The following is a 20,805-nucleotide window of genomic DNA, read 5'->3' as shown; positions in this document are numbered from 1 at the left end:
GAGGGAAAGTATGAAGCAATTTGAAGTGAATTTTGATGGCCTTGTTGGCCCAACCCACAACTATGCCGGTTTATCATTCGGTAACGTTGCTTCTCTCAACAATGCCAATGCAGTGAGTAGTCCAAAGCAGGCGGCTAAACAGGGATTGGCTAAAGCGAAAGCGCTGTCGGACATGGGAATGATGCAAGGCGTGTTGGCTCCGCAAGAACGACCTGACATTAACGCGCTGCGTCGATTAGGCTTTACCGGCACAGATGCACGGGTGCTAGAAAGCGCTGCAAAGCAATCTCGCGAGATATTTTTAGCATGTTGCTCTGCTAGTAGCATGTGGACTGCAAACGCCGCCACTGTGTCTCCTAGCGCCGATACAGCGGATGGGCGAGTTCATTTTACCCCTGCAAACTTAACAAACAAGTTTCACAGGTCATTAGAACCTCAAGTCACAGGCAATATTTTGCGCGGTACGTTTGCAAACGATACCTACTTTGCCCATCACCAACATCTGCCTGACAATGAGCATTTTGGCGATGAGGGTGCAGCAAACCACACCCGTTTGTGCAGCGATTATAACGAAGCAGGTGTTGAGTTATTTGTCTACGGTAGACATGCCTTTGACCCCACAAAGCCTGCACCAACAAAATACCCAGCTAGACAAACACTTGAAGCGTGCCAAGCGGTAGCGCGTTTACATGGCTTGCGTGACGAAGGTGTTGTGTATATGCAGCAAAACCCTGACGTTATCGATCAAGGTGTATTTCACAACGATGTTATCGCGGTAGGTAACCAAAACGTGCTCTTTTTCCATGAACAAGCGTTTCATGAAAAAGAGAAAGGGTTTACCGAATTACAGCGTAAGTTTGGTGAAAAGCCACTGCACTTCATTGAAGTGCCTACAGCACAAGTGTCAGTGCAAGACGCAGTGAAGACCTATTTGTTTAATACGCAAATCATTACCCTGCCAAATGGTGAAATGACGATTATTGCACCTACGGACTGTGCTGAGAACGATTCTGTTAAAGCCTACTTAGACAACCTTGTCACTCTGGGTACGCCCATAAAGTCGGTTAATTATTTTGATGTTAAACAAAGCATGCGAAATGGTGGCGGTCCGGCGTGTTTACGCTTGCGCGTAGCAATGAGTGAAGAAGAGTTGAACGGTGTTAATCAGTCTACGCTGATAAACGACACCCAATTTGCTCGCCTAAATGCGTGGATAGATAAGCATTATCGCGATGAATTAAGTGAAGATGACTTGAGAGATCCGCAGTTACTTATTGAGTCGCGCACTGCCCTTGATGAACTTACACAACTGCTTCAAATAGGCTCGGTTTATCCGTTTCAGCAGGGGTAATAGCCTGCTTGGCGCGCTTTAGCGTAAATAGCTTTCACTGCATATCAAAAAGCCGGCAATGAAGCCGGCTTTTTATTGTTAACTAGTCCTGTTACTAATCTAATGGCATTACGGAGTCACCTCAGTACATTGGTCTGTTACGCCAAACGGATTAGCCGGCGGGGATGAACCTTCATCAGTTACATCATCAGCAGAAATGCTCAATGTGTAATGCATCGATGCTTTAGCTTCACTACCTGTGGATTGACCGAACACGGAAATCACTGCATCGTACCAAACCGCATAGCTTGCGGGATAACGATACTCTAGCTCCGCATAGCCATTCTCATCAGTCACCGAGTCCACCGCAAATGTGATTGTGCCAACAGAGCCTGGTGTTAACATGTCGTCGCCATTGGTATCTTCAAGGCGAGGCGTAGTGTCTAAAATACCGTTGTCATTCACATCTTCTGTTTCACAGTTTTGATTAACGATAGCCTGCCAAATGGATTCATCATCGTTGTAAAACCAAAAGCCGGTACGATACTCGCCGCCATCCACAAATTTAACAGGGGTAACAGATGCAGTTAGCTCTACGCCGCTAACAGGCTGACCCACAGAGTCTGACACAAATACGCTGAAGCGTTTTAAGTAGGTTGTTGAAGTAGGCTCTTCCAACTCGTTCCCAGTTCCGATCGAGATATCAAAAGCACGGTTACCAACGGTTAAAACAACATCATCTTCTATTGCCGGATCATCAGCAACGAATGCTGTAATAACCACTGCGTCAGGCGTAGACACTGACCCTGACGTAAATACAGTAGTAGCAATGCCTTTACTGTCTGTTGTTGCTTGTGAAGGTGAAACAAAACCGGTTGAAACGTCTGACACTGAGAAATTAATCACACTGTTTTTCACCAAATTGCCATCTACGTCTCTCACAACAGCGCTTATAGTGCTGGTTTGACCGTCTGGACCCAATAAATCCGGTGACGCATCAGCAATTAGCGTGTGTGGCGTGGTAGCAACAAACTCAACTTGCGTGAGCGCAGAAACAAGCACATCGCCATTCCCGTCTGTCGCCGTTGCTGTGATAGATGATATGCCGGCATTGGTTGAGCTTATGCTAATTGTAGCCTCACCGTTTGCATCGGTTGCCACCGTTGATGCACCGTTTATCACGCCCCGTGAAGCACTAAACGTAATATCTTCGCCAACGACTGGTGAGTTGTTCTGACGCCACTGCACCGTAATGGACTGCTGCTGGCCTACAGACACTTCTTCAGTAGGAAGATTGACGAAGTTAAATTCATCTTGCTGTACTTGCACAGTAAACGTAGCACTGGCATTCAATGCGGTCGCAGTAATTGTATTTTCCCCTGACTCAGACGCGGTATAGGATACCGTTGCCTGGCCCGTTGAACCGGTATTCACCTCGGAGGTGCCAAGTGTACCGCCGCTGGCTTCAAGCTGAACAGATTGATTCAGTATTGATGTGCCGTCAGAGTCTTGAACGCGAATGGTGTAATTTACCGTATCATTTAAAATAACTGATGATGCACCGTTTACCGTTACTTCCGTTCCGTCAATTTCGATAGAAACGTCTTCTGGGCTAAGGGAACCTGCTTGTGCCGAAACCGTGACAATGCGATTAGCGGCATTGTTTCGAGTAGATAATAGTGCACGGGCGGTACCGTCTGCCGCTGTAGTAGTTTGAATAAGCTGTAATTCAACGCCATCTGCGCTCGGCGCTGAAAAGCTCACTTCAACGCCTTCCATCAGCACGCTTTGCTCGTTTTTCACCAATGCGATTAACTCAACTTCATCGCTACCGCTTGATGCTAGTTGAATACTGTCTGCAAAAAGCTCTAGGGAGGCAGGCTCTTCACTGACACTAGTGCGACCTTGAGAACTAAAGGTTGTAGAACCTGACTCGCCCGTTGGTAGGGTAACGGTTACTTCACCATCGCCAGATAAATCGCTTACCGTCATGCCAATAGATGCAATACCGTTCTCATCTGTTAGCGCAGTTGCCGTGTCATTTGAAAACTCTGCTAGGTCACTGTTGCTTAGTGAGAACGTAAGCAATACGTCGTCTTGTGGATTCCCATCTGCGTCAGTCACCGTTGCAACTGCGGTAAGTGCGTTATTAGTAGAAAGCTCATTGTCTTCTTCGCCATCACTGTTTTGCAATGTCAGCGTTACCGACGAATCTGTTGAGCCGGTTGTTGCGGCTGTTGCCGAAAATGTCGTCGTTCCCGTCTCCCCAGTATTTAAACTGGCGGTGATTTGACCGTCGCCCGACGCGGTGCTGGCATTTAGGCCTATACGCGCTACCCCGCTGTCATTGGTGCGAGCGGTGCCTGTATCATTAGCAAAGGTTGCCAGCGCGGCATTGTCCAGCGCAAAAGTCACTAAGCTATCAGACAGTGCGTTACCGTCTTGGTCGGTGACTGTGGCTACCACGGTGAGGCTGTTGTTCTCTGATAAATTGTTATCGCCTTCACCATTGGCATTTTCAAGGGCAAGGGACACCGTGTAGGTCGGTGTAGTCGTCCCACCGTTGCCATTTCCAGCACCATTGTCCGTGTCGTCTCTAGAGACGGAACCGCCTCCCCCACATGCTGTTAGCATAAATATTGCGCTAAATAAGCTTAGCGTCTTCGCTAATGTCCGCATAATTCGTTCCTGAACCTCTATTAATGGCAATTGCGTCGTTTTTTATGTTTAAAAATCAAATGAATCTGGCACACTACGTGAGACTAAAAAATATAATAATGCACAGGGAACTTTCATGTCTCAATCTGCACACAAGTATAGTTTAACCGCTCGCATCTTTATCGGCATGGCAACCGGTATCTTGACAGGCGTGTTACTCCAATTATTGTTTGATGATAGCGGAGATTTCACATTTTCGATATTCGGTTTAGAACTCTCTACGTATAACATTCTTGTAGAAGGTATATTTTCAACTTTAGGCCAAATATTCATTGCCAGCTTAAAAATGCTGGTGGTGCCATTGGTATTCGTTTCACTAATATGTGGAACAAGCACACTGTCAGACCCCAGTAAGTTAGGTCGGTTAGGCGCAAAGTCTGTCGGACTTTATGTTGTCACAACCGCCATAGCGATAACACTGGCTATGAGTATAGCGCTAATTGTTGCACCAGGCGACGGGCTAAATTTAACGACTGAAACCACGTTCCAGGCAAAAGAAGCGCCAAGCCTGTCAGACGTTATCGTCAACATGTTCCCCAGTAATCCTATCAATTCTATGGCACAAGGGAATATGCTGCAAATAATTGTTTTTGCAGTGCTATTTGGTATAGCAATGGCAATGACGGGGAATGCTGGTAAACGACTTACCGCGATTTTTGAAGATATCAACACCGTAATAATGCGCTTGGTGACTATTATTATGAACCTAGCACCCTATGGTGTGTATGTGTTGATGGCAAAACTGTTCTCAACCATTGGCGGCGATACTATTCTCAGCCTTGCCAAGTACTTTTTCTTGGTATTTGGTGTGCTTATCCTTCACGGTTTGGTGACCTACTCGGTACTGCTCAAGATACTTGCTGGACTAAACCCACTGATATTACTTAAGAAAATGCGCGATGCCGCCCTGTTCGCCTTTAGTACATCAAGCAGCAGTGCAACGCTGCCTGTGACTATGGAAACAGCAAAGAACAAGCTTGGGGTGGGTAACTCGGTGTCTTCATTTACCTTGCCTTTAGGCGCAACCATTAATATGGACGGCACCGCTATTATGCAGGGTGTTGCCACGGTATTTATCGCTCAAGTTTACGCTGTCGATTTAAGCTTAGGCGACTACATGATGGTTGTGTTAACCGCCACACTGGCGTCAATCGGTACTGCAGGTGTGCCAGGTGTTGGGCTCATTATGCTTGCCATGGTGCTTCAGCAAGTTAACTTACCCGTTGAGGGAATTGCCCTTATTATCGGTGTAGACAGACTGCTTGATATGACCCGTACTGCCGTTAACATTACTGGCGACTGCATGGTGTCCTGTGTTGTTGCTAAAAGCGAAGGCGCGTTAGATGAGGATATATTTAACGACCCTAACGCGGGTGAAAAACAAGAAGACGTAGACTTTGAGCACTTCGACCGAAACAAGTAATGGCAAGGTAAGATAATAAACGTCATGGCAAGAATAGCTAAAACGTTTATCTTTTCTTTATCCGATACATAAAAAAGGTAGCTTATACGCTACCTTTTTTATTGGGCTTTCACATCAAACCCCATTCGCTTCAATGCGGTCACCCTGCTTCAATACGGTCAACATTATGTCCTCATCGCCACGTAGTCACAATGCTGGCAACTAATAACGCTTGTGCAATGATACTGGCGGTCATATTCGAGTTTGAGCAACTAATGAAGCGCTGAAGACGGTGATATTTTTACCGCCTTTTGGGCTGGGTACAGCGTTGCCAACACGCATAACGTTAAGGCCAAAGCGACTGTTATGCCAACGTCTCCCCAGTGTAGCTCAGACGGTAAAAAGTCGATAAAGTAGATATCTCCTGAGAGTACCTCAATACCTAAAGCGTTCTCTACAAACAGCACGATTGCGGACAAGTTAGGTGCGACTAACAACGCCAATAAGACACCTGTTGTGATACCCACCACCCCATTAATGATCCCTTGTAAGATAAAAATGGTCCGTATCAGCGAATCTGTAGCGCCCATTGTCTTTAAAATTGCAATGGCGGCTTGTTTTTCTCTTACTGCCATCACCAAGGACGACACGATATTAAAGCAGGCAACACCAATCACAAGCACAAGGGCGATGTAAACCACTGCCCTTACCAGTTGAATATCGTTATACAGGTGACCCTGAGTACGAGTCCAATCGGACATATACACGGCTTGTGGATAGCTATAGCCTATCTCTCGCATAATCTCATTGGCAGAGTACGCATTGTAAAACGTGAATTGCATGCCCTGAGCCTTTGACGTTATTTCCGCTGCATTCGATGCCATATCAAGGTGCATTAGCCCTACTAGGTTGTCCAACTCTCCACCTATAGATAAAAACCCACTCACCGTCAGGGTAATTGTCTTAGGCGCTTTAAAAGTTAGGTCATTCGTTGCTACAGGAACTAATACCTGCACGGCATCGCCTGGCTGCACGCCAAGCTTTTCGGCAATACCTTGACCAATTAACACCCCTTTATCGTTGGCTTGAAAAGATAACCACTGAGGCTGTGACACCCTATCTTCAAAATACTGCTGATTGTCTGCGGCAATAATGCCGGTGAGCTCTATCGCTTTTAACTCACCCTTGTACTGCAACATTCCTGTTAGCTTTGTATAGGGCGTGACGCGCGCTATTCTCTCGTCTTGCTCCAAACGATAGCGCTGGGCGTCGAGGTTGTCGATGCCTCTCTTATCAACGCTGTATAGCTCTCCGTGGGGAATAACACTGAGTATTCTATTAGTGAGTTCTTTTTCAAATCCGTTCATAACGCTTAATAGCAATATAAGTACGAAACAACCAAGAGCTATGCCTACCGTTGACGACATGGAAATAAAGGAAATGAAGCGCTGTTGGGAGCGCGTTTTACGAAACTGCCTTGCAAGTTCTAATGCGAACATTATGACTGCATCCTAACAGCACCAGACTGAACCAGCTTTCCATCTTTTATGCGCAGCACTCTATCCATTCTGTTTGCTAACGCTAGATCGTGGGTTACCACCACAAATGCAGTGTGCTTTTTCTCACTTAACGAGGTTAGCAGCTTATAGATTTGCTCACCCGTGCTATCGTCTAAATTACCGGTGGGCTCATCGGCCAGTACAACGGAAGGCTCGGTCACAAGCGCTCGCGCAATTGCAACACGCTGACGTTCACCACCAGAAAGGGCCGCAGGTAGATGCGAGATGCGATGTGATAACCCAACTTCCTCAAGCATAGCTTTGGCTTTATCTTGAGCTGCCTTTGCTGAAAGCCCTCTTATTCTCAGAGGCATAGCCACATTTTCTAGTGCTGAAAATTCACCAAGTAAGTGATGAAACTGGTAAATAAACCCCATCTCTTCGTTGCGTAACGCAGCAAGAGTATTCGCATTTAGGGAGGATAAGGTTTTGCCTTTAAATTGTACTTCCCCACTGCTTGGCTTATCGAGCCCACCAAGCAAGTGAAGCAAGGTACTTTTGCCTGAGCCTGAACTACCTAAAATGGCAACATGCTCACCGGCTTTAATTGAAAGTGATATGTCTTGAAGAACGGGAGTTTCATTACTGCCGTCGTGATAACTTTTATGAATGTGGTGGCAACAAAGCACGTCCTGCATGCGGTTTTTTTCTTCTCTATTTATCCGTGTGCGAATGGTAGCGTTAAACACTACCAACACCAAATAGAAAATAACAGGGGCATGTTATTTTGACTGCTTATACTTTTTCTCGTTAATCAGCCGTTATTTAAGCGCTCTGTTGTACGCTTTCTGCAAGACTTTCTACTGATTGTGGTTTTCCATATAGCCAACCCTGACCGAAACCAACGGACAGGTTGCGCAGTTCACTGGCCTGTTCACTGTTTTCTACGCCTTCAGCAATTAACTTAATCTCAAGGCCGTTGGCAATACCAACAATGTGAGGAATAAGGGATGAACGAATACTGTTCTCTTCCATTTCCATAACAAAGCTTCTATCAATTTTTAAGAAATCGCAGTTCATCGTCTTCAACTGACTAAGATTTGAGTAGCCTACACCAAAATCATCAATAGCAAACAGGAACCCTTTACTCTTCAGTGATTTAATATGCTTGATGGCACTGTGCGTTGAAATTTGCTCATCTTCAGTAATTTCCAGCACTAGCTTAAAATTTTTCGTATTAAGAGTAAGAGCAAAATCTAGATCGAGGCAGTAGTCTTGGTTAAAATCCATGGGAAATAAGTTAAATGAAACCTTAAAATCTTTTGGAATACCCTCACAGTTAGTAAGTTCGAGCATAGATTTCTTGATCATGTCTTGTGTGAACTCTCGGGTAATTCCTAATGCTTTAATTTGTGGAATAAACTCATCAGGATAAATAGCGCCTAATTCATCCTCGAAGCGACTTAACACCTCACATCCAATGACCTCACCAGATTCAAGGTCCACAAAAGGCTGGTACACACAGTAAAAACTCGATTTTGCTAGCCCTTTTTTTATTCGCGATTCAAGAGAGTGTTTATGCCGAAGATAATTAAATGTAAGTACATGAGAAAATGCAGCTGTCATAAGTGTGACTAGAAAGAGAAGAAGCAATTTACCAACGTGTAGATCGAACAGGCGATTCATGTCCGGGTCCACTTTCAGACAGGTAAGATAATAAACATCATGGCATTTGATAAAATGAAGAGAAAAAAATGAATCGCTTGATAACTCGCTCTCTGACACTGAGTTTTTAAGCAGCGTTTTATTGCCAGCCATGTGGTAAAACTTATCGCCGTTATAAAACAACTGCCAATCAAGAAAACGAGTGAAGCCGATAACATTACCCATATCCAGAACGGCGTTATAACGCCCCCTTTTCACGACAGTACCCACCGCTTTTTCGTCGAACAAGGCGAGAGGGGTATTTACCCAGAAAATGTCGTCTTGAATCGTTACAAAGTCAGGTGCAGCATCGGTGAATGGCACATCAAGAATGCCAAGATAAGTACTGCATCCAAGCGCATCATCTTCGTAAAAACCTATTTCTTTCACAAAGCGAGAACGAAATAAGATTTTTCTCATCGCAAATAAATGCTCGTTGCTACACTGGGCGAACGTTAATTCATTCACCCTATCCAACGTTGCAGAAGCATCTTGGAATACTACACCCACATTATTGAGGATTTCTAGCGCTCGTCTCTCCTCTTGCTCTTTGACAAATGAAAGCATAATTAAAAATAGGAGAAGAGTGACAATGATTGCGCTAACAAGCGACACGAGAACCGCTTTCGCTTTATCTGCAGTAATATGCTCATTAAGGGGCTTATGGCTCATACTTTCACATGGGTTTCAGTATTTTAAGTATGAAAAGAATAGACTAATTCTGAAAAAATAGCATTTGCACTTTGGTCGTAAATAACAGACCAGTGTTAGGCCCAAAATAGCGAGGTCATCTCTGAAGTATAGGGGTGTGATTGAAGCCTTGCATTGATGGCGGAGCGGACGGGACTCGAACCCGCGACCCCCGGCGTGACAGGCCGGTATTCTAACCAACTGAACTACCGCTCCACACAATGGGCTTACAAATATATCGTTAGCTTTACTTCAATGCATAACTCGCAGTTAATGGCGGAGCGGACGGGACTCGAACCCGCGACCCCCGGCGTGACAGGCCGGTATTCTAACCAACTGAACTACCGCTCCACATAACCGAGCTTACATTGTAAAACTAAATAACTAAATGGCGGAGCGGACGGGACTCGAACCCGCGACCCCCGGCGTGACAGGCCGGTATTCTAACCAACTGAACTACCGCTCCGAAGACCTTTTAGTTATATCATTGAAAGTGGCGGAGCGGACGGGACTCGAACCCGCGACCCCCGGCGTGACAGGCCGGTATTCTAACCAACTGAACTACCGCTCCACAATCTCAATGTTATCAGTGAGTTAAAAAGGTTGCTGTAACCCTGTGCCCTCACTGCGGCGCAGATAATACGTATTCCCCAATGTGGAGTCAATGCTTTTTATTAATAAAATTGTCATCTGCAGTTTGTTTGCCTGTTAAATAAACACAATGTCGAAATAAAATCCAAGATGGATAATTTTACGCCAAGACTAAGACCTACAGGCCTAGCTTTCATCCTGTTTTTTCCTTTTAAACATCGCAAACAATTTCTTTATCCCTTTGGGGCTGTCATCTAGGGTCAAATTAGACTCATCAGCAGCATTATTTTTGGCTTTTTTCTTAAGCTCTGCTTTTGATGGCTTAGCTTTTGAAGGTACAGCCTTTCCACTACTTCCCTTTTTCCGTTTTAAGATAATAATAACAGCGACAATAAGGCCAATGAGAATGATTGAACCGTTAATAGCAATGATCAGAAGCGTCAGTGTGGCAGAATCCATATCGCCCTCAGACGACTGTTCTGCGGTATTAAGCGGCGTTTCAGTGTTGCTGGTAACCAATGGGGCGCTTCCATCTACGATAGGGTCTTCGCCGTACACGAGAGGGTCTTCTACTTCAGGCTCTGCAGGGCCCTGACCTAAGAATGTGTATTCTGGTACATCAAGAATAAAGTCTCGGCCATCAGTAGTGGTGCCATAAGCCGTAAGTTTTACGCGAAATACGCCTTTTTCATAAGCAACAATCTGGTATTCCCTTGCGTCTGGTCCACCTTCGGTAAGGGAAAAGTTTTGAGTATCCCCATTGGGAAAGCGCACCTTTCCATCTACCAACAAGGAGTCGATTTGCACGAGCTCTCGGTCTACATCAATAAGCAGGTTATGGTAGCCGGAATCGTTTTCATTCATTACCACCGAAATGTCTACCGGATTTTCATGCAGTACGATTGGTGAGCCCTCTTGCTCGCGAGTCATCATTGGCGTTGCGACAGAAAAAACAGGCTTCCACTCTCCCGACGCTATTTTTAAATTGAACTGGCCGGTGAAAATACCGTCTCCAGGCCGCTCATCCATACCCAGGCCATCGTCTTCAAACGTTGCAACTAACTCGTCTACTGCGCCAAAGTTGTTGTAGTTTGCATTATTGGTGCTTATAAATTCTATTTCCACATCCACAACGTTTCGAAATTCGTTGTTTTTTATTTCTTCTCCACCATTTGTGAGATAGGCCGTAGACTTTAAAATCTCGCCAGAAAAAAGGATGTTTGGAAGTGGGTCGGCGGTTAGCTCTATATCAGAAACAACCATTATTCGGCTTTCTGGTAGCACTTGCCCTACTGCTTGCCACGGGCCGGGGACAGGATTTTTAATCGTGATCATGTCGAAGGAATCGGAATCGAACCACTCAACTTTTTTTTCGTCTACCCTGCCTTGAAATAACTTAGAGCCATCGGGACGAACTAATACAACAGGTGCAGAACCGTATTTGCGAAAGAACACCATGGTGATCTCTTCAACGTTGTAGTCCACACGAAAACGATTCTTCAGCAATTCTATGGAATTGGTGTAATCATCTCCAAGCTCAGAGATAACAGAGGTGTCTACCGACTGCTTTGCGTCGTCCTCTGACGTTACCGCGCCATCAGCAGTTTGTAGTGCAAGATCTTGCTGCTCCCGCAACGATTGTGAAGACGCGTTTGTACACCACGTGCCCAAAAGGACAATTACGCAATAAATCCACACTCTCACGTTGCTATGCTCCTGCATTTCGTTATGTCGGTTATCTACAGCTGGCTCGTTTTGATCACTCTGGTCGCCATATACAGTTACCACCCGCTTCCTGGACAATATTCAGTCGCGCTTCATGCTGTTCTAATTCATCGGCGCTGGCCTTGATAACCTTTAATTTATTTGCCGAACGCTCAATACGACGAAGTGCTGTAGCATCGGCATCACTGGTGCCGCTAGACGCCAATTTCAATTTGGTCTGCCCACCTGTCATCAATAAATAAACATCGGCAAGAATTTCGGCATCGAGCAATGCACCGTGCAGCGTTCGATGACTGTTGTCTATACCGTAGCGCTTACACAAGGCATCAAGATTATTTTTCTGCCCAGGGTGCATTTTTCTGGCAAGAGTGAGCGTATCCAGTACATCGCAGATTTTACTGGTAACCACACCTTTGGTTCGCGCTTCCATTTTGAATTCATGATCCATGAATCCAACGTCAAAGGGCGCGTTGTGAATTACCAACTGTGAACCTTTGATAAAATTCACGAAATCATTTGCCACAGATGAAAACACCGGTTTATCTGCGAGAAATTCATTGGTAATACCATGTACCTCTATCGCTTCTTGCTCTATGTGACGACCGGGGTTGATGTAAGCGTGGAAGTGATTACCAGTTAAACGACGGTTTACTACTTCAACACAGCCAATTTCAATGATTCTATGGCCTTCTTTTGGGTCAATACCCGTCGTCTCAGTATCTAAAACAATTTGGCGCATACATCCTCTGCTATTAATGTGTTTCTATTTTTTGATAGTATATCAAGGCCTTCGCTACAGACTAAGGGAAATAGTTAAAATAAATGTATCAGAGCATTATATAAGAGCTGACAAAAGCTGAACTAAAGCTGATAGGCGCTTAACATAAAAAGGACACTTCTTGCCAAATGCTGCGTTTAGCAATGCCGCGATGAGCGAGTGCGTGATTAAAAAGCTGCAGTTACAAAGCGTGCGGTGAAAAACATATGGGAAAAGAAGACATGACACAGAAAACCATAGATATTTTTACCGATGGCTCCTGTCTAGGTAATCCAGGACCGGGAGGGTATGGCGCCGTACTTATCTATAAAGGTCATAGGAAAGAATTAAGCGATGGCTTTGCGCACACCACCAACAATAGAATGGAGCTCCTGGCTCCCATTGAAGCGCTCAATTCTTTAACAGAAACCTGTAAAGTAGAACTCACCACCGATAGCCAATATGTTAAAAATGGGATTAATCAGTGGATCCATAACTGGCGCAAAAACGGCTGGAAAACATCAGATAAAAAGCCTGTGAAAAATGCAGATTTATGGAAGCGACTAGACGAAGCTGTGAAAAAGCATTCCGTTAACTGGCATTGGGTGAAGGGGCATTCAGGTCACCCAGAAAATGAACGATGCGACGTATTAGCAAGAACTGCGGCTGAATCTAAGCCAACGAAACCAGACGATGGTTTCGTTGCCAAATAGATTGCTTTAGGTTCAATTTACCAAGACACCACTATCTTGCCCTTTGTATCATTACTTTCTAAACGAGCATGGGGCTTGCTTATGTCTTTAATGTTGTAATGGGTGTCTAGATTCACCACCAGCTCACCGGTTTCAAACGCTGGCAAACAAACTGTGGCAAAGTCACTAATAAGATTTGCTTTGTACGCATCGCTGCGATTGCGAAGGGTTGTTCCCGTGATAGTGGCGCGTTTACCGAGTAATAGTGCCATATCTAAATTATCAGCGTAGCGCCCGGCTAACATGGCAAGGTTAACGATAATACCATCTTGTTTTATCACGCTGAGATTTTTATTGAGATAGTCTCCCCCAACCATATCAAGCACCATATCAATGCCTTCAGGCCATTCCCGTTTAATTTCATCGGCAAATGAGTGTGTTTTATAGTTTATCAGTAGCTCTGCCCCATTCTCTTGGCACAAATTCAACTTTTCCTGAGCTGACGCCGTCACTGCACTGTGTACTCCCCAATAACGACATAGCTGTGTAGCGGCCAGACCCACTCCGCTCGCGCCTCCATGGATAAGGGCATGCTGAGCGGGCTTCACATGAGCTATGGTTCGCAAACATTGAAAAGCGGTTAAAAAGACCTCGGCAAGCCCCGCTGCCTCAACAAAAGGCATGCCTTGTGGAATAGTCATTAAATGGGAAGGGTTAACGATAGCTTCTGTTGCGTATCCACCACCGGCGACGAGCCCAAACACGCGATCACCCTCTTTTACATTGGTGATGCCTGATGCCACTTCCGTTACGGTACCTGCAACTTCTAATCCGAGTATTGGGCTTTCTCCCTGTGGAGCCGGATAGTGTCCCTGACGTTGTAATGTATCAGCGCGATTAACGCCAAAAGCGTTCACCGCCACTTTTACCATTCCATCGGGCAGCTCATAGGACTCTCTTTCTTTAACAACGAGTTTTGAGGGCGAACATCCTTTTTCAAAGTCTATGTAATACATTTTGCTCTCCTGTCGATAACCGCATTTGCGGATGTGACTTGTTTACGGGACTGCCAAGGTTAAAGTTTAGTTAGCGCTTGACCTGCTGACTTTGTCATCTCAATTTGTTTTTCACAACAGATACCGACACAAGGTAAGCAAAATTTCGGTATAATATTATTATTGCGTGCGTGGCCGCTGCGAAGTTATTCGCGGGAGCATCCACGTGGATTTCCACGTAATTTTATCCACTTTAAACCTTTTTATATCTACTTTATTGAGTAAGAGAGCCTTCATGTCAGCACAAGTCATCCTTCAGCCTAATCGAGATAAATCGTTGCGTCGGCGCCACCCGTGGATTTTTGAAAGCGCGGTAGCTGAAGTAAAAGGCCGAGCAAAGCTTGGCGATACGGTGGATGTTTTCGACTCTGAAGGTGAATGGTTAGGACGCGGGGCTTATTCTCCAGAATCAAAAATTCGAATTCGTATGTGGACATTTAAAAAAGATGAAAGCATCGACAACGGCTTTTTTATGCGCAAATTAGAAACTGCTTTAGCCCTTCGTAAACGTTTGTTCAATTCCGCAACAACTAACGCATTTAGATGGATAGCGTCAGAGAGTGATGGCCTGCCTGGCATTACTATCGACTTATACGACAACGTGGCCGTGGTTCAACTGCTCAGTGCTGGTGGAGAAAAACACAGAAGCAAAATAGTGTGGGCAATTACTAAACTACTTCCCGATGTGCATATCTATGAGCGCAGCGATGTAGATGTGCGCAAAAAAGAAGGGCTAGAGCCAGTGATGGGCGTATTGCACGGCACACCACCTAGCCAAGTTACCGTTTTAGAAAACGGCCTCAAGATTGTCGTTGATATTGAAACTGGCCACAAAACAGGGTTCTACCTCGACCAAAGAGACAGTCGCGCTGCCGCCGGCTATTATGCAAAAGACGCCGACGTATTAAACTGCTTTAGTTATACCGGCACCTTTTCATGTTACGCGCTAAAAGGTGGTGCAAAATCAGTTACCAACGTCGATGTGTCTCAACCCGCTCTAGACTTAGCAAAACACCACGTTGCTATTAACGAACTTGACGAAGATAAAGCGCAATACATCAATAAAGACGTTTTTAAAGCATTACGAGAGTATCAAAGTGAAGGAAAGCAGTTTGATATGGTTATTCTCGACCCACCAAAATTTGTCGATAACAAGGCCACCCTCAATCGCGCAGCCCGCGGCTACAAAGACATAAATATGTACGGCATTCATGCGGTGAGATCAGGGGGATTTCTACTGACGTTTAGTTGCTCTGGCCTGATGCCTGCAGATCTATTTCAAAAAATTGTTGCCGATGCCGCCCTTGATGCAGGTCGTACCATAAAAATTATTGCTAGGCTTAATCAAGCCTCTGACCACCCTATCATTGGCAGCTACCCTGAAGGTTACTATTTGAAAGGTCTGGTTTGTGAAGTCACTGACGACTAACGTATAACACGTTAGTCGCCGAACTTGACAAGCGTTTGCAACTGCGTCGCGAAAGCTTGTCAAACGCCATAACGTTGTGTGGGCAAGCAGTTGTGTGAGGCGAGTGTTGGCATAACATAAGGTTATGTTTTACCTCACGTTATGTTTGCCGCCGTGTTTTACCTTAAAGTGCCACCTGAGACAAACCACTGTCACTCTCAGGTTTTTCCTCTAGCTTTTTCCACACCATTTCGTGAAAGTAAAAAGCCACCGTATTCACTGCTGGCTCAACGAGTGCCACCAGACCACCCACAATCATACTACCCGTTAGTAAATAGGCAACAGTAAATGCTACCGCAAAGTGCATAATGGCAAATGTTATTGTCTTTTTCACAATTGGCTCCTCTAATTCTTAGTTTCACTTAATTCGTGATGGCTAATATCTTAATGACTGATACCGTAATGACTAGTATCGTAATGAGAATTATTATCAATTGCAAGTAAGATTACTAACACTTTTTCTATAACAAGGTAATCGCTTTTTTTAATCAAGACACAAAAAAACGGCGTAGGTCCCAAAGTGACCTACGCCGTTTTTAAAATTCAAATAATAGCGCGCAACTGTTGTGTTGCAGTAGTACGGGCAAGCTACGCCTATACGCCTTTTGCTGTGCGGTGCTTTATTTGCGCTAACTAATTTGTGAAACCTAAGTCGTGAAACCTAAGTCGTGCTATTTCATTTGAGTAATTTCAACACCGATAATGCAACTTGCATCGGTTTCCGGTTCACATCGCACCACATTAGCAAGGGCTGCTAGTGATGGTATTTGGGAGCTAGAGGACTCAATGGCAACACTAATCTGCGTTCCCACCTCAATGGCTGGTTCATCAACTTCTAAAGACATGCCCGTTGCGCTTATATCCCTACACATTGCCTGCATCGTACGGCTAGACTCATCGTCGGTAACCTGTAATTGACACGGCGAGTTGACCATCATCCTGAAAAAATTACGCTTGTCGTCGTATCCTAGCATGCCTACTTCCTCTGATTTTTAGCTCACGCTTACTACCCTCTTTCTGTTATAGATTGAGGATAAACACTTGTCAAACTAAGTGATTAAATTACGTACAATTATGTGTACATACAGTGTCTAATAGCAAGAATTAAAAATCGTCTAAGAACAAGGTAATACGTTTTGCCGATATGGGGTAAGCGGTACCAAGCTGTTGTGCAAACAAAGATACTCTTAATTCTTCAATCATCCACCGCGCGTCATCAAGGGCCTCTGGTACCTTTCCCTTCGGGTATTTACTGCGAGCCTTTTCCCATTCTTTGATACTCTTTTCAATGGTCAGTTGATGCATTCTGTCTTTGTTAGGATCGATGGGCAGTTTTTCCAACCTACGTGAGAGACCTTTTATATATCTGTTCCAATCCTCTAACCTTCCTTCACCAATTTGCGAGGCAAACCCAGGATAGACCAACGACGCTAAGTGAGCCTTGCAATCGCCTAATGCGCTAATCATTGTCAGTGGCACATTGCCCTTCATTTGCTTTTGACATTGATGGGCAAGCGTAAGCCCCTGCTCTACTTGCTTAGCAATATCGAGCACTCTGTCATTAATGTCAGCCCTGACTTTATCAACACAGGCTTCAAAGTCTGTCTTTTTTCTAATATCAGTATTATGCGCTTTGCAAAAGTCAGACACTAAGGCATCGATACCCGCAAAAATACAGTCATCAATGAGCGCTTTAACATGACCAAAGGGGTTAAAGTAAAGCCCCAGCTTTGCTTTATTCGGCAGCTTGTTTTGTAAGTAATTCAGTGGAGAAGGCATGGCGTTTTTAATTAAAACATTCACGCCTTGTCGATGTTCAAGTTCGGCCTTATCGGCTTCATCAACAAGGGCAATATCTACTTTGTCCCCCCGTCTTACCAGCGCTGGGAATGCCTGTACTTCAAAGCCCCCCACCTTTTGCACAAAGGTTTCAGGAATGCTTTCAAAATCCCACTGCTCAATATCGTTTCGTTCTAAATCAGGGGTAGCCGCTTTCTCGAACGTCTTTTGCACTTGTCCTGCACACTGCCGTTTCAGGGCGTGCAAATCATCACCAACCGCAATATTTTCATTGTTATCGTTGGTCACAGCAAAATGCATCTTTAAGTGTTTGTCTAGTTGCTCGAAGTTCCAATCTTCTGGCTCAATCACAACACCTGTCATTTTGCGCAATTTATCAGCCACTGCATTTACCATCACTACAGGGCGATTGTTTTTGTCTGTTTCACTGATATCGGCAAGGCAAGCATCTGCAAAATTAGGCGCAGGAACAAAGTTTCTACGCAAACGTTTGGGCAAGGTTTTTATCATTCCCACAATAAGCTCGTGCCTTAGCCCCGGTACTAACCAATCAAAACCAACATCATCAACTTGGTTAAGTACGGGCAGCGGAATAAGAACAGTGACACCATCGTCTTCAGCGTTCGGTTCAAAGTTATAACGAAGGGGCAGCGTGACGTTACCTTGTCGCCAAATATCAGGAAACGCATTGGCAACAGACTGCCCAGGCTGCTGACGATAAACATCGTCTTCCGTAAACGTTAGGTTTTCATTACTACCGTGCTGCTTAAACCACTTTTTAAAGGCTGCGTCGTTATTTGCCTCAACAGGAACACGCTGAGCATAAAAGTGTGCAAGCTCTTCATCGTCGACCAGCAAATCTCGGCGTCGAGTTTTTTGCTCAAATTCGTCTGCCTGCTCAAGCAATGCTTGGTTTTCCTGCAGGAATTGATAATTGATTTTCGTATTGCCCGCCACCAGCGCTTCGCGAATGAATAGCTCGTGACAAATAGCGGGGTCAATAAGGCTGTACACTTTCGCTCGCTTCATCACAATTGGCAGCCCAAAAAGTGTTACCTTTTCAAAGGCAATAACAGCGCCTCTCTTTTTGGACCAGTGAGGCTCTGAATAGCTACTTTGCGTCACGTGCGTGGCAAGGGGCTCTATCCAAGACGGCTCGATTTTGGCAACCATACGGCCAAACAGCTTTGATGTTTCTACTAGCTCTGCCGCCATTATCCATTTAGGCTGTGCTTTCGACAAACCCGAGCCCGGAAAGATCATAAACTTGGTATTTCGAGAACCTAAATACTCTCGGTCTTTATCCTTAAAGCCCAAATGAGATAGAAGACCACTGGCAATCGCTTGGTGAATAGCCTGGTAGTCGGCTTCTTGACTGCTGATCCCAAATCCTAATTCGGCAATAGATTTTTTCAATTGGCTGACAATGTCCTGCCACTCTCTCATACGCAGGTAGTTGATAAACCGCGTTTTACACCATTTCCTAAGCTGGTTTTGGGTAAGGTTATTTTGCTGCTCTTTAAAACCTAACCACAGGTTAAGAAGGCTGATAAAATCTGAGTCTTTATCTGCAAACTCACTGTGACTCTCATCTGCTTGTTGACGCTTTTCTTGAGGCCGCTCTCGTGGGTCTTGTATAGAGAGGCCTGCAGCGATAACCATAACTTCGCTAAGCGCGTTGGTACTGTCTGCTTCAATAACCATTCGCGCATAGCGAGGGTCGATAGGGAGCCGCGCAATACTTCTTCCCATTTTCGTCAGCTGCGTCTTGTCTTTGTGTTTTGCAATTGCTTGAATTTCTTCTAGCAGCCTAAAGCCGTCATTGATATTGCGATTATCTGGGGGCTGTACAAAGGGAAAAGCTGCAATATCACCTAAACCTAAGGCCAGCATTTGCAAAATGACTGACGCTAAGTTGGTTCGCAATATTTCTGGGTCCGTAAACTCAGGGCGGCCCAAATAGTCGTCTTCACTGTAAAGCCTAATACAGATACCGTCAGATACACGACCGCAGCGCCCTGCCCGTTGATTCGCCGATGCTTGGGAAATTGGCTCTATGGGTAATCGCTGCACTTTACTGCGGGCGCTATAGCGAGAAATACGTGCAAAGCCAGGGTCAATAACATATTTAATGCCGGGCACTGTGAGAGAGGTTTCCGCTACATTGGTAGCGAGTACAATGCGCCTACCGCTGTGAGACTGAAATATTCGATTTTGCTCTGAAGCCGATAAGCGAGCATAAAGAGGAACCACTTCGGTGTTGCGGTAATGTTGTTTACTCAGGGCATCTTGAGTGTCACGTATTTCCCGCTCACCGCTGAGAAACACCAATATATCCCCTGGCGCTTCGCCCATAAGCTCATCGACAGCGTGGATAATTGCATCAGTTTGCTCCACTTCGTTGTCAGCATCTTCATTGGAGCGATAGCGAACCTCTACAGGATACGTTCTGCCGCTTACCTCGATAATGGGCGCATTATTAAAGTGCTCAGAGAAGCGCTCAGGATCGATGGTTGCAGAGGTAATGATTAGCTTTAGATCTGGGCGCTTATCTAGCAGCTGACGTAGATACCCCAGAAGAAAATCAATATTAAGGCTTCGCTCATGGGCTTCATCAATAATAATGGTGTCATACTGATTTAAGAATCTGTCTTGCTGCATTTCAGCTAGCAGCATGCCGTCGGTCATCAGCTTTACATAGCTGCGTTCGCTGACTTGGTCGCTGAAGCGAATTTTAAACCCTACTTTCTCCCCAAGAGGCGTGTTCAATTCCTCAGCGATACGCGTGGCTACGCTTCGCGCGGCAAGTCGTCTTGGCTGCGTGTGTGCAATCATTCCGTCTACACCGCGGCCTAACTCCAAACAAATTTTTGGCAGCTGTGTGGTCTTTCCTGAGCCCGTTTCACCTGCAACGATAACAACTTGGTTATTCGCAATGGCCTCTTTTATATCCCCTCTTTTATCGCTGACGGGCAGCGGTGGATAGTCGACCTCGGGTAAATTGGCTTTCCGCTGGGCTTTTTTCTCAGCAGAGCGTGCAATGTCATTCTCTAATTTTTCAAATTGCTGCAGCAGTTTTTCATCATTGCGTTCATTGCCTTTTGGAACGACGTTACCGTCAGATGCAGACTTGGTTTCAGGAGCGGCTTTACTGTCAGATACAGTATTGGCTTTAGAAGAGGCCTTGGTTTCAGATGCTTTGGTGTCAGAAGCCTTGAGGGCTTGAACGAGCTGAGTAATACGTCGCTTCAATCGAAATTTATCAGCGGTAAGGCAAGCGTCAAGTTTTTGATAAAGCGGTTTTATTGCAATGGGTGAAGACAAAGTAACATCCTACGGAAAATGACTTTAGAGCGTTAAATTCAAATATTGGC

Annotated in this window: 14 protein-coding genes and 4 tRNA genes; 4 read left to right on the top strand and 14 right to left on the bottom strand. The window is 45.1% G+C overall.

The window, feature by feature from the left end; genetic code table 11:
- Positions 1-10 precede the first annotated feature (10 nt).
- Positions 11-1,351, top strand: coding sequence for an N-succinylarginine dihydrolase (gene astB, locus GTQ48_RS13945; RefSeq protein WP_163107214.1), 1,341 nt, complete (start codon positions 11-13; stop codon positions 1,349-1,351).
- 108 nt (positions 1,352-1,459) lie between these two features.
- On the opposite strand, the gene GTQ48_RS13940 is transcribed toward astB, so the two are convergent.
- Positions 1,460-4,009 carry an Ig-like domain-containing protein gene (locus GTQ48_RS13940; protein ID WP_163107213.1) on the bottom strand — a complete coding sequence of 850 codons (2,550 nt, stop codon included), beginning with the start codon at positions 4,007-4,009 and terminating at the stop codon, positions 1,460-1,462.
- A gap of 115 nt (positions 4,010-4,124) precedes the next feature.
- On the opposite strand from GTQ48_RS13940, the gene GTQ48_RS13935 reads away from it, so the two are divergent.
- Positions 4,125-5,471, top strand: a complete 1,347-nt coding sequence (locus GTQ48_RS13935; RefSeq protein WP_163107212.1) for a dicarboxylate/amino acid:cation symporter — start codon at positions 4,125-4,127, stop codon at positions 5,469-5,471.
- 251 nt (positions 5,472-5,722) lie between these two features.
- On the opposite strand, the gene GTQ48_RS13930 is transcribed toward GTQ48_RS13935, so the two are convergent.
- The 9 genes from GTQ48_RS13930 to dnaQ all read right to left on the bottom strand — a co-directional run bounded on the left by GTQ48_RS13930 (position 5,723) and on the right by dnaQ (position 12,398).
- Entirely contained in the window at positions 5,723-6,949 is a 1,227-nt protein-coding gene (locus GTQ48_RS13930) for a lipoprotein-releasing ABC transporter permease subunit (protein WP_163107211.1), read from the bottom strand.
- Positions 6,949-7,647: a lipoprotein-releasing ABC transporter ATP-binding protein LolD gene (lolD, locus tag GTQ48_RS13925; RefSeq protein ID WP_163107293.1), complete on the bottom strand. Its 699-nt coding sequence runs from the start codon at positions 7,645-7,647 to the stop codon at positions 6,949-6,951. The genes GTQ48_RS13930 and lolD overlap by 1 nt, the downstream gene beginning before the upstream one ends.
- Positions 7,648-7,774: 127 nt before the next feature.
- Positions 7,775-9,325 (bottom strand): EAL domain-containing protein, encoded by a 1,551-nt coding sequence (locus tag GTQ48_RS13920; RefSeq protein WP_163107210.1) that lies wholly within the window; start codon positions 9,323-9,325, stop codon positions 7,775-7,777.
- Positions 9,326-9,482: 157 nt separating this feature from the next.
- Positions 9,483-9,559 (bottom strand) — tRNA-Asp (locus GTQ48_RS13915).
- Between the two features lie 58 nt (positions 9,560-9,617).
- A tRNA-Asp gene (locus GTQ48_RS13910) sits at positions 9,618-9,694 on the bottom strand.
- Positions 9,695-9,732: 38 nt separating this feature from the next.
- Positions 9,733-9,809, bottom strand: a tRNA-Asp gene (locus GTQ48_RS13905).
- A gap of 28 nt (positions 9,810-9,837) precedes the next feature.
- A tRNA-Asp gene (locus GTQ48_RS13900) sits at positions 9,838-9,914 on the bottom strand.
- A gap of 206 nt (positions 9,915-10,120) precedes the next feature.
- On the bottom strand, positions 10,121-11,656 hold the full coding sequence (locus GTQ48_RS13895; protein WP_163107292.1) for a TIGR03503 family protein: 1,536 nt from the start codon (positions 11,654-11,656) through the stop codon (positions 10,121-10,123).
- Between the two features lie 37 nt (positions 11,657-11,693).
- Positions 11,694-12,398: a DNA polymerase III subunit epsilon gene (gene dnaQ / locus GTQ48_RS13890; protein WP_163107209.1), complete on the bottom strand. Its 705-nt coding sequence runs from the start codon at positions 12,396-12,398 to the stop codon at positions 11,694-11,696.
- A 260-nt stretch (positions 12,399-12,658) separates the two neighbouring features.
- Here dnaQ and rnhA point away from each other — a divergent pair, with 260 nt between their 5' ends.
- Complete coding sequence (rnhA, locus tag GTQ48_RS13885; RefSeq protein ID WP_032095875.1) at positions 12,659-13,129, top strand: ribonuclease HI; 471 nt, start codon at positions 12,659-12,661, stop codon at positions 13,127-13,129.
- A 17-nt stretch (positions 13,130-13,146) separates the two neighbouring features.
- Here rnhA and GTQ48_RS13880 read toward each other — a convergent pair whose 3' ends face one another.
- Positions 13,147-14,124, bottom strand: a complete 978-nt coding sequence (locus GTQ48_RS13880; protein ID WP_163107208.1) for an NAD(P)H-quinone oxidoreductase — start codon at positions 14,122-14,124, stop codon at positions 13,147-13,149.
- A gap of 274 nt (positions 14,125-14,398) precedes the next feature.
- On the opposite strand from GTQ48_RS13880, the gene GTQ48_RS13875 reads away from it, so the two are divergent.
- Positions 14,399-15,592, top strand: a complete 1,194-nt coding sequence (locus GTQ48_RS13875) for a class I SAM-dependent rRNA methyltransferase (protein ID WP_163107207.1) — start codon at positions 14,399-14,401, stop codon at positions 15,590-15,592.
- A 163-nt stretch (positions 15,593-15,755) separates the two neighbouring features.
- Here the strand turns inward: GTQ48_RS13875 and GTQ48_RS13870 are convergent, their stop codons facing one another.
- The 3 genes from GTQ48_RS13870 to hrpA form a co-directional block, all read right to left on the bottom strand.
- On the bottom strand, positions 15,756-15,965 hold the full coding sequence (locus GTQ48_RS13870) for a DUF2061 domain-containing protein (RefSeq protein ID WP_163107206.1): 210 nt from the start codon (positions 15,963-15,965) through the stop codon (positions 15,756-15,758).
- A gap of 337 nt (positions 15,966-16,302) precedes the next feature.
- Complete coding sequence (locus tag GTQ48_RS13865) at positions 16,303-16,605, bottom strand: PilZ domain-containing protein (protein ID WP_163107205.1); 303 nt, start codon at positions 16,603-16,605, stop codon at positions 16,303-16,305.
- 130 nt (positions 16,606-16,735) lie between these two features.
- Positions 16,736-20,755 carry an ATP-dependent RNA helicase HrpA gene (gene hrpA, locus GTQ48_RS13860; RefSeq protein ID WP_163107204.1) on the bottom strand — a complete coding sequence of 1,340 codons (4,020 nt, stop codon included), beginning with the start codon at positions 20,753-20,755 and terminating at the stop codon, positions 16,736-16,738.
- Between the last annotated feature and the right edge of the window lie 50 nt (positions 20,756-20,805).

This window comes from Alteromonas genovensis (genome assembly GCF_010500895.1).
Lineage (GTDB): Bacteria > Pseudomonadota > Gammaproteobacteria > Enterobacterales > Alteromonadaceae > Alteromonas > Alteromonas genovensis.
Note: the sequence above shows the minus strand (reverse complement) of the source record. Positions and strands in the feature narration are given on the sequence as shown.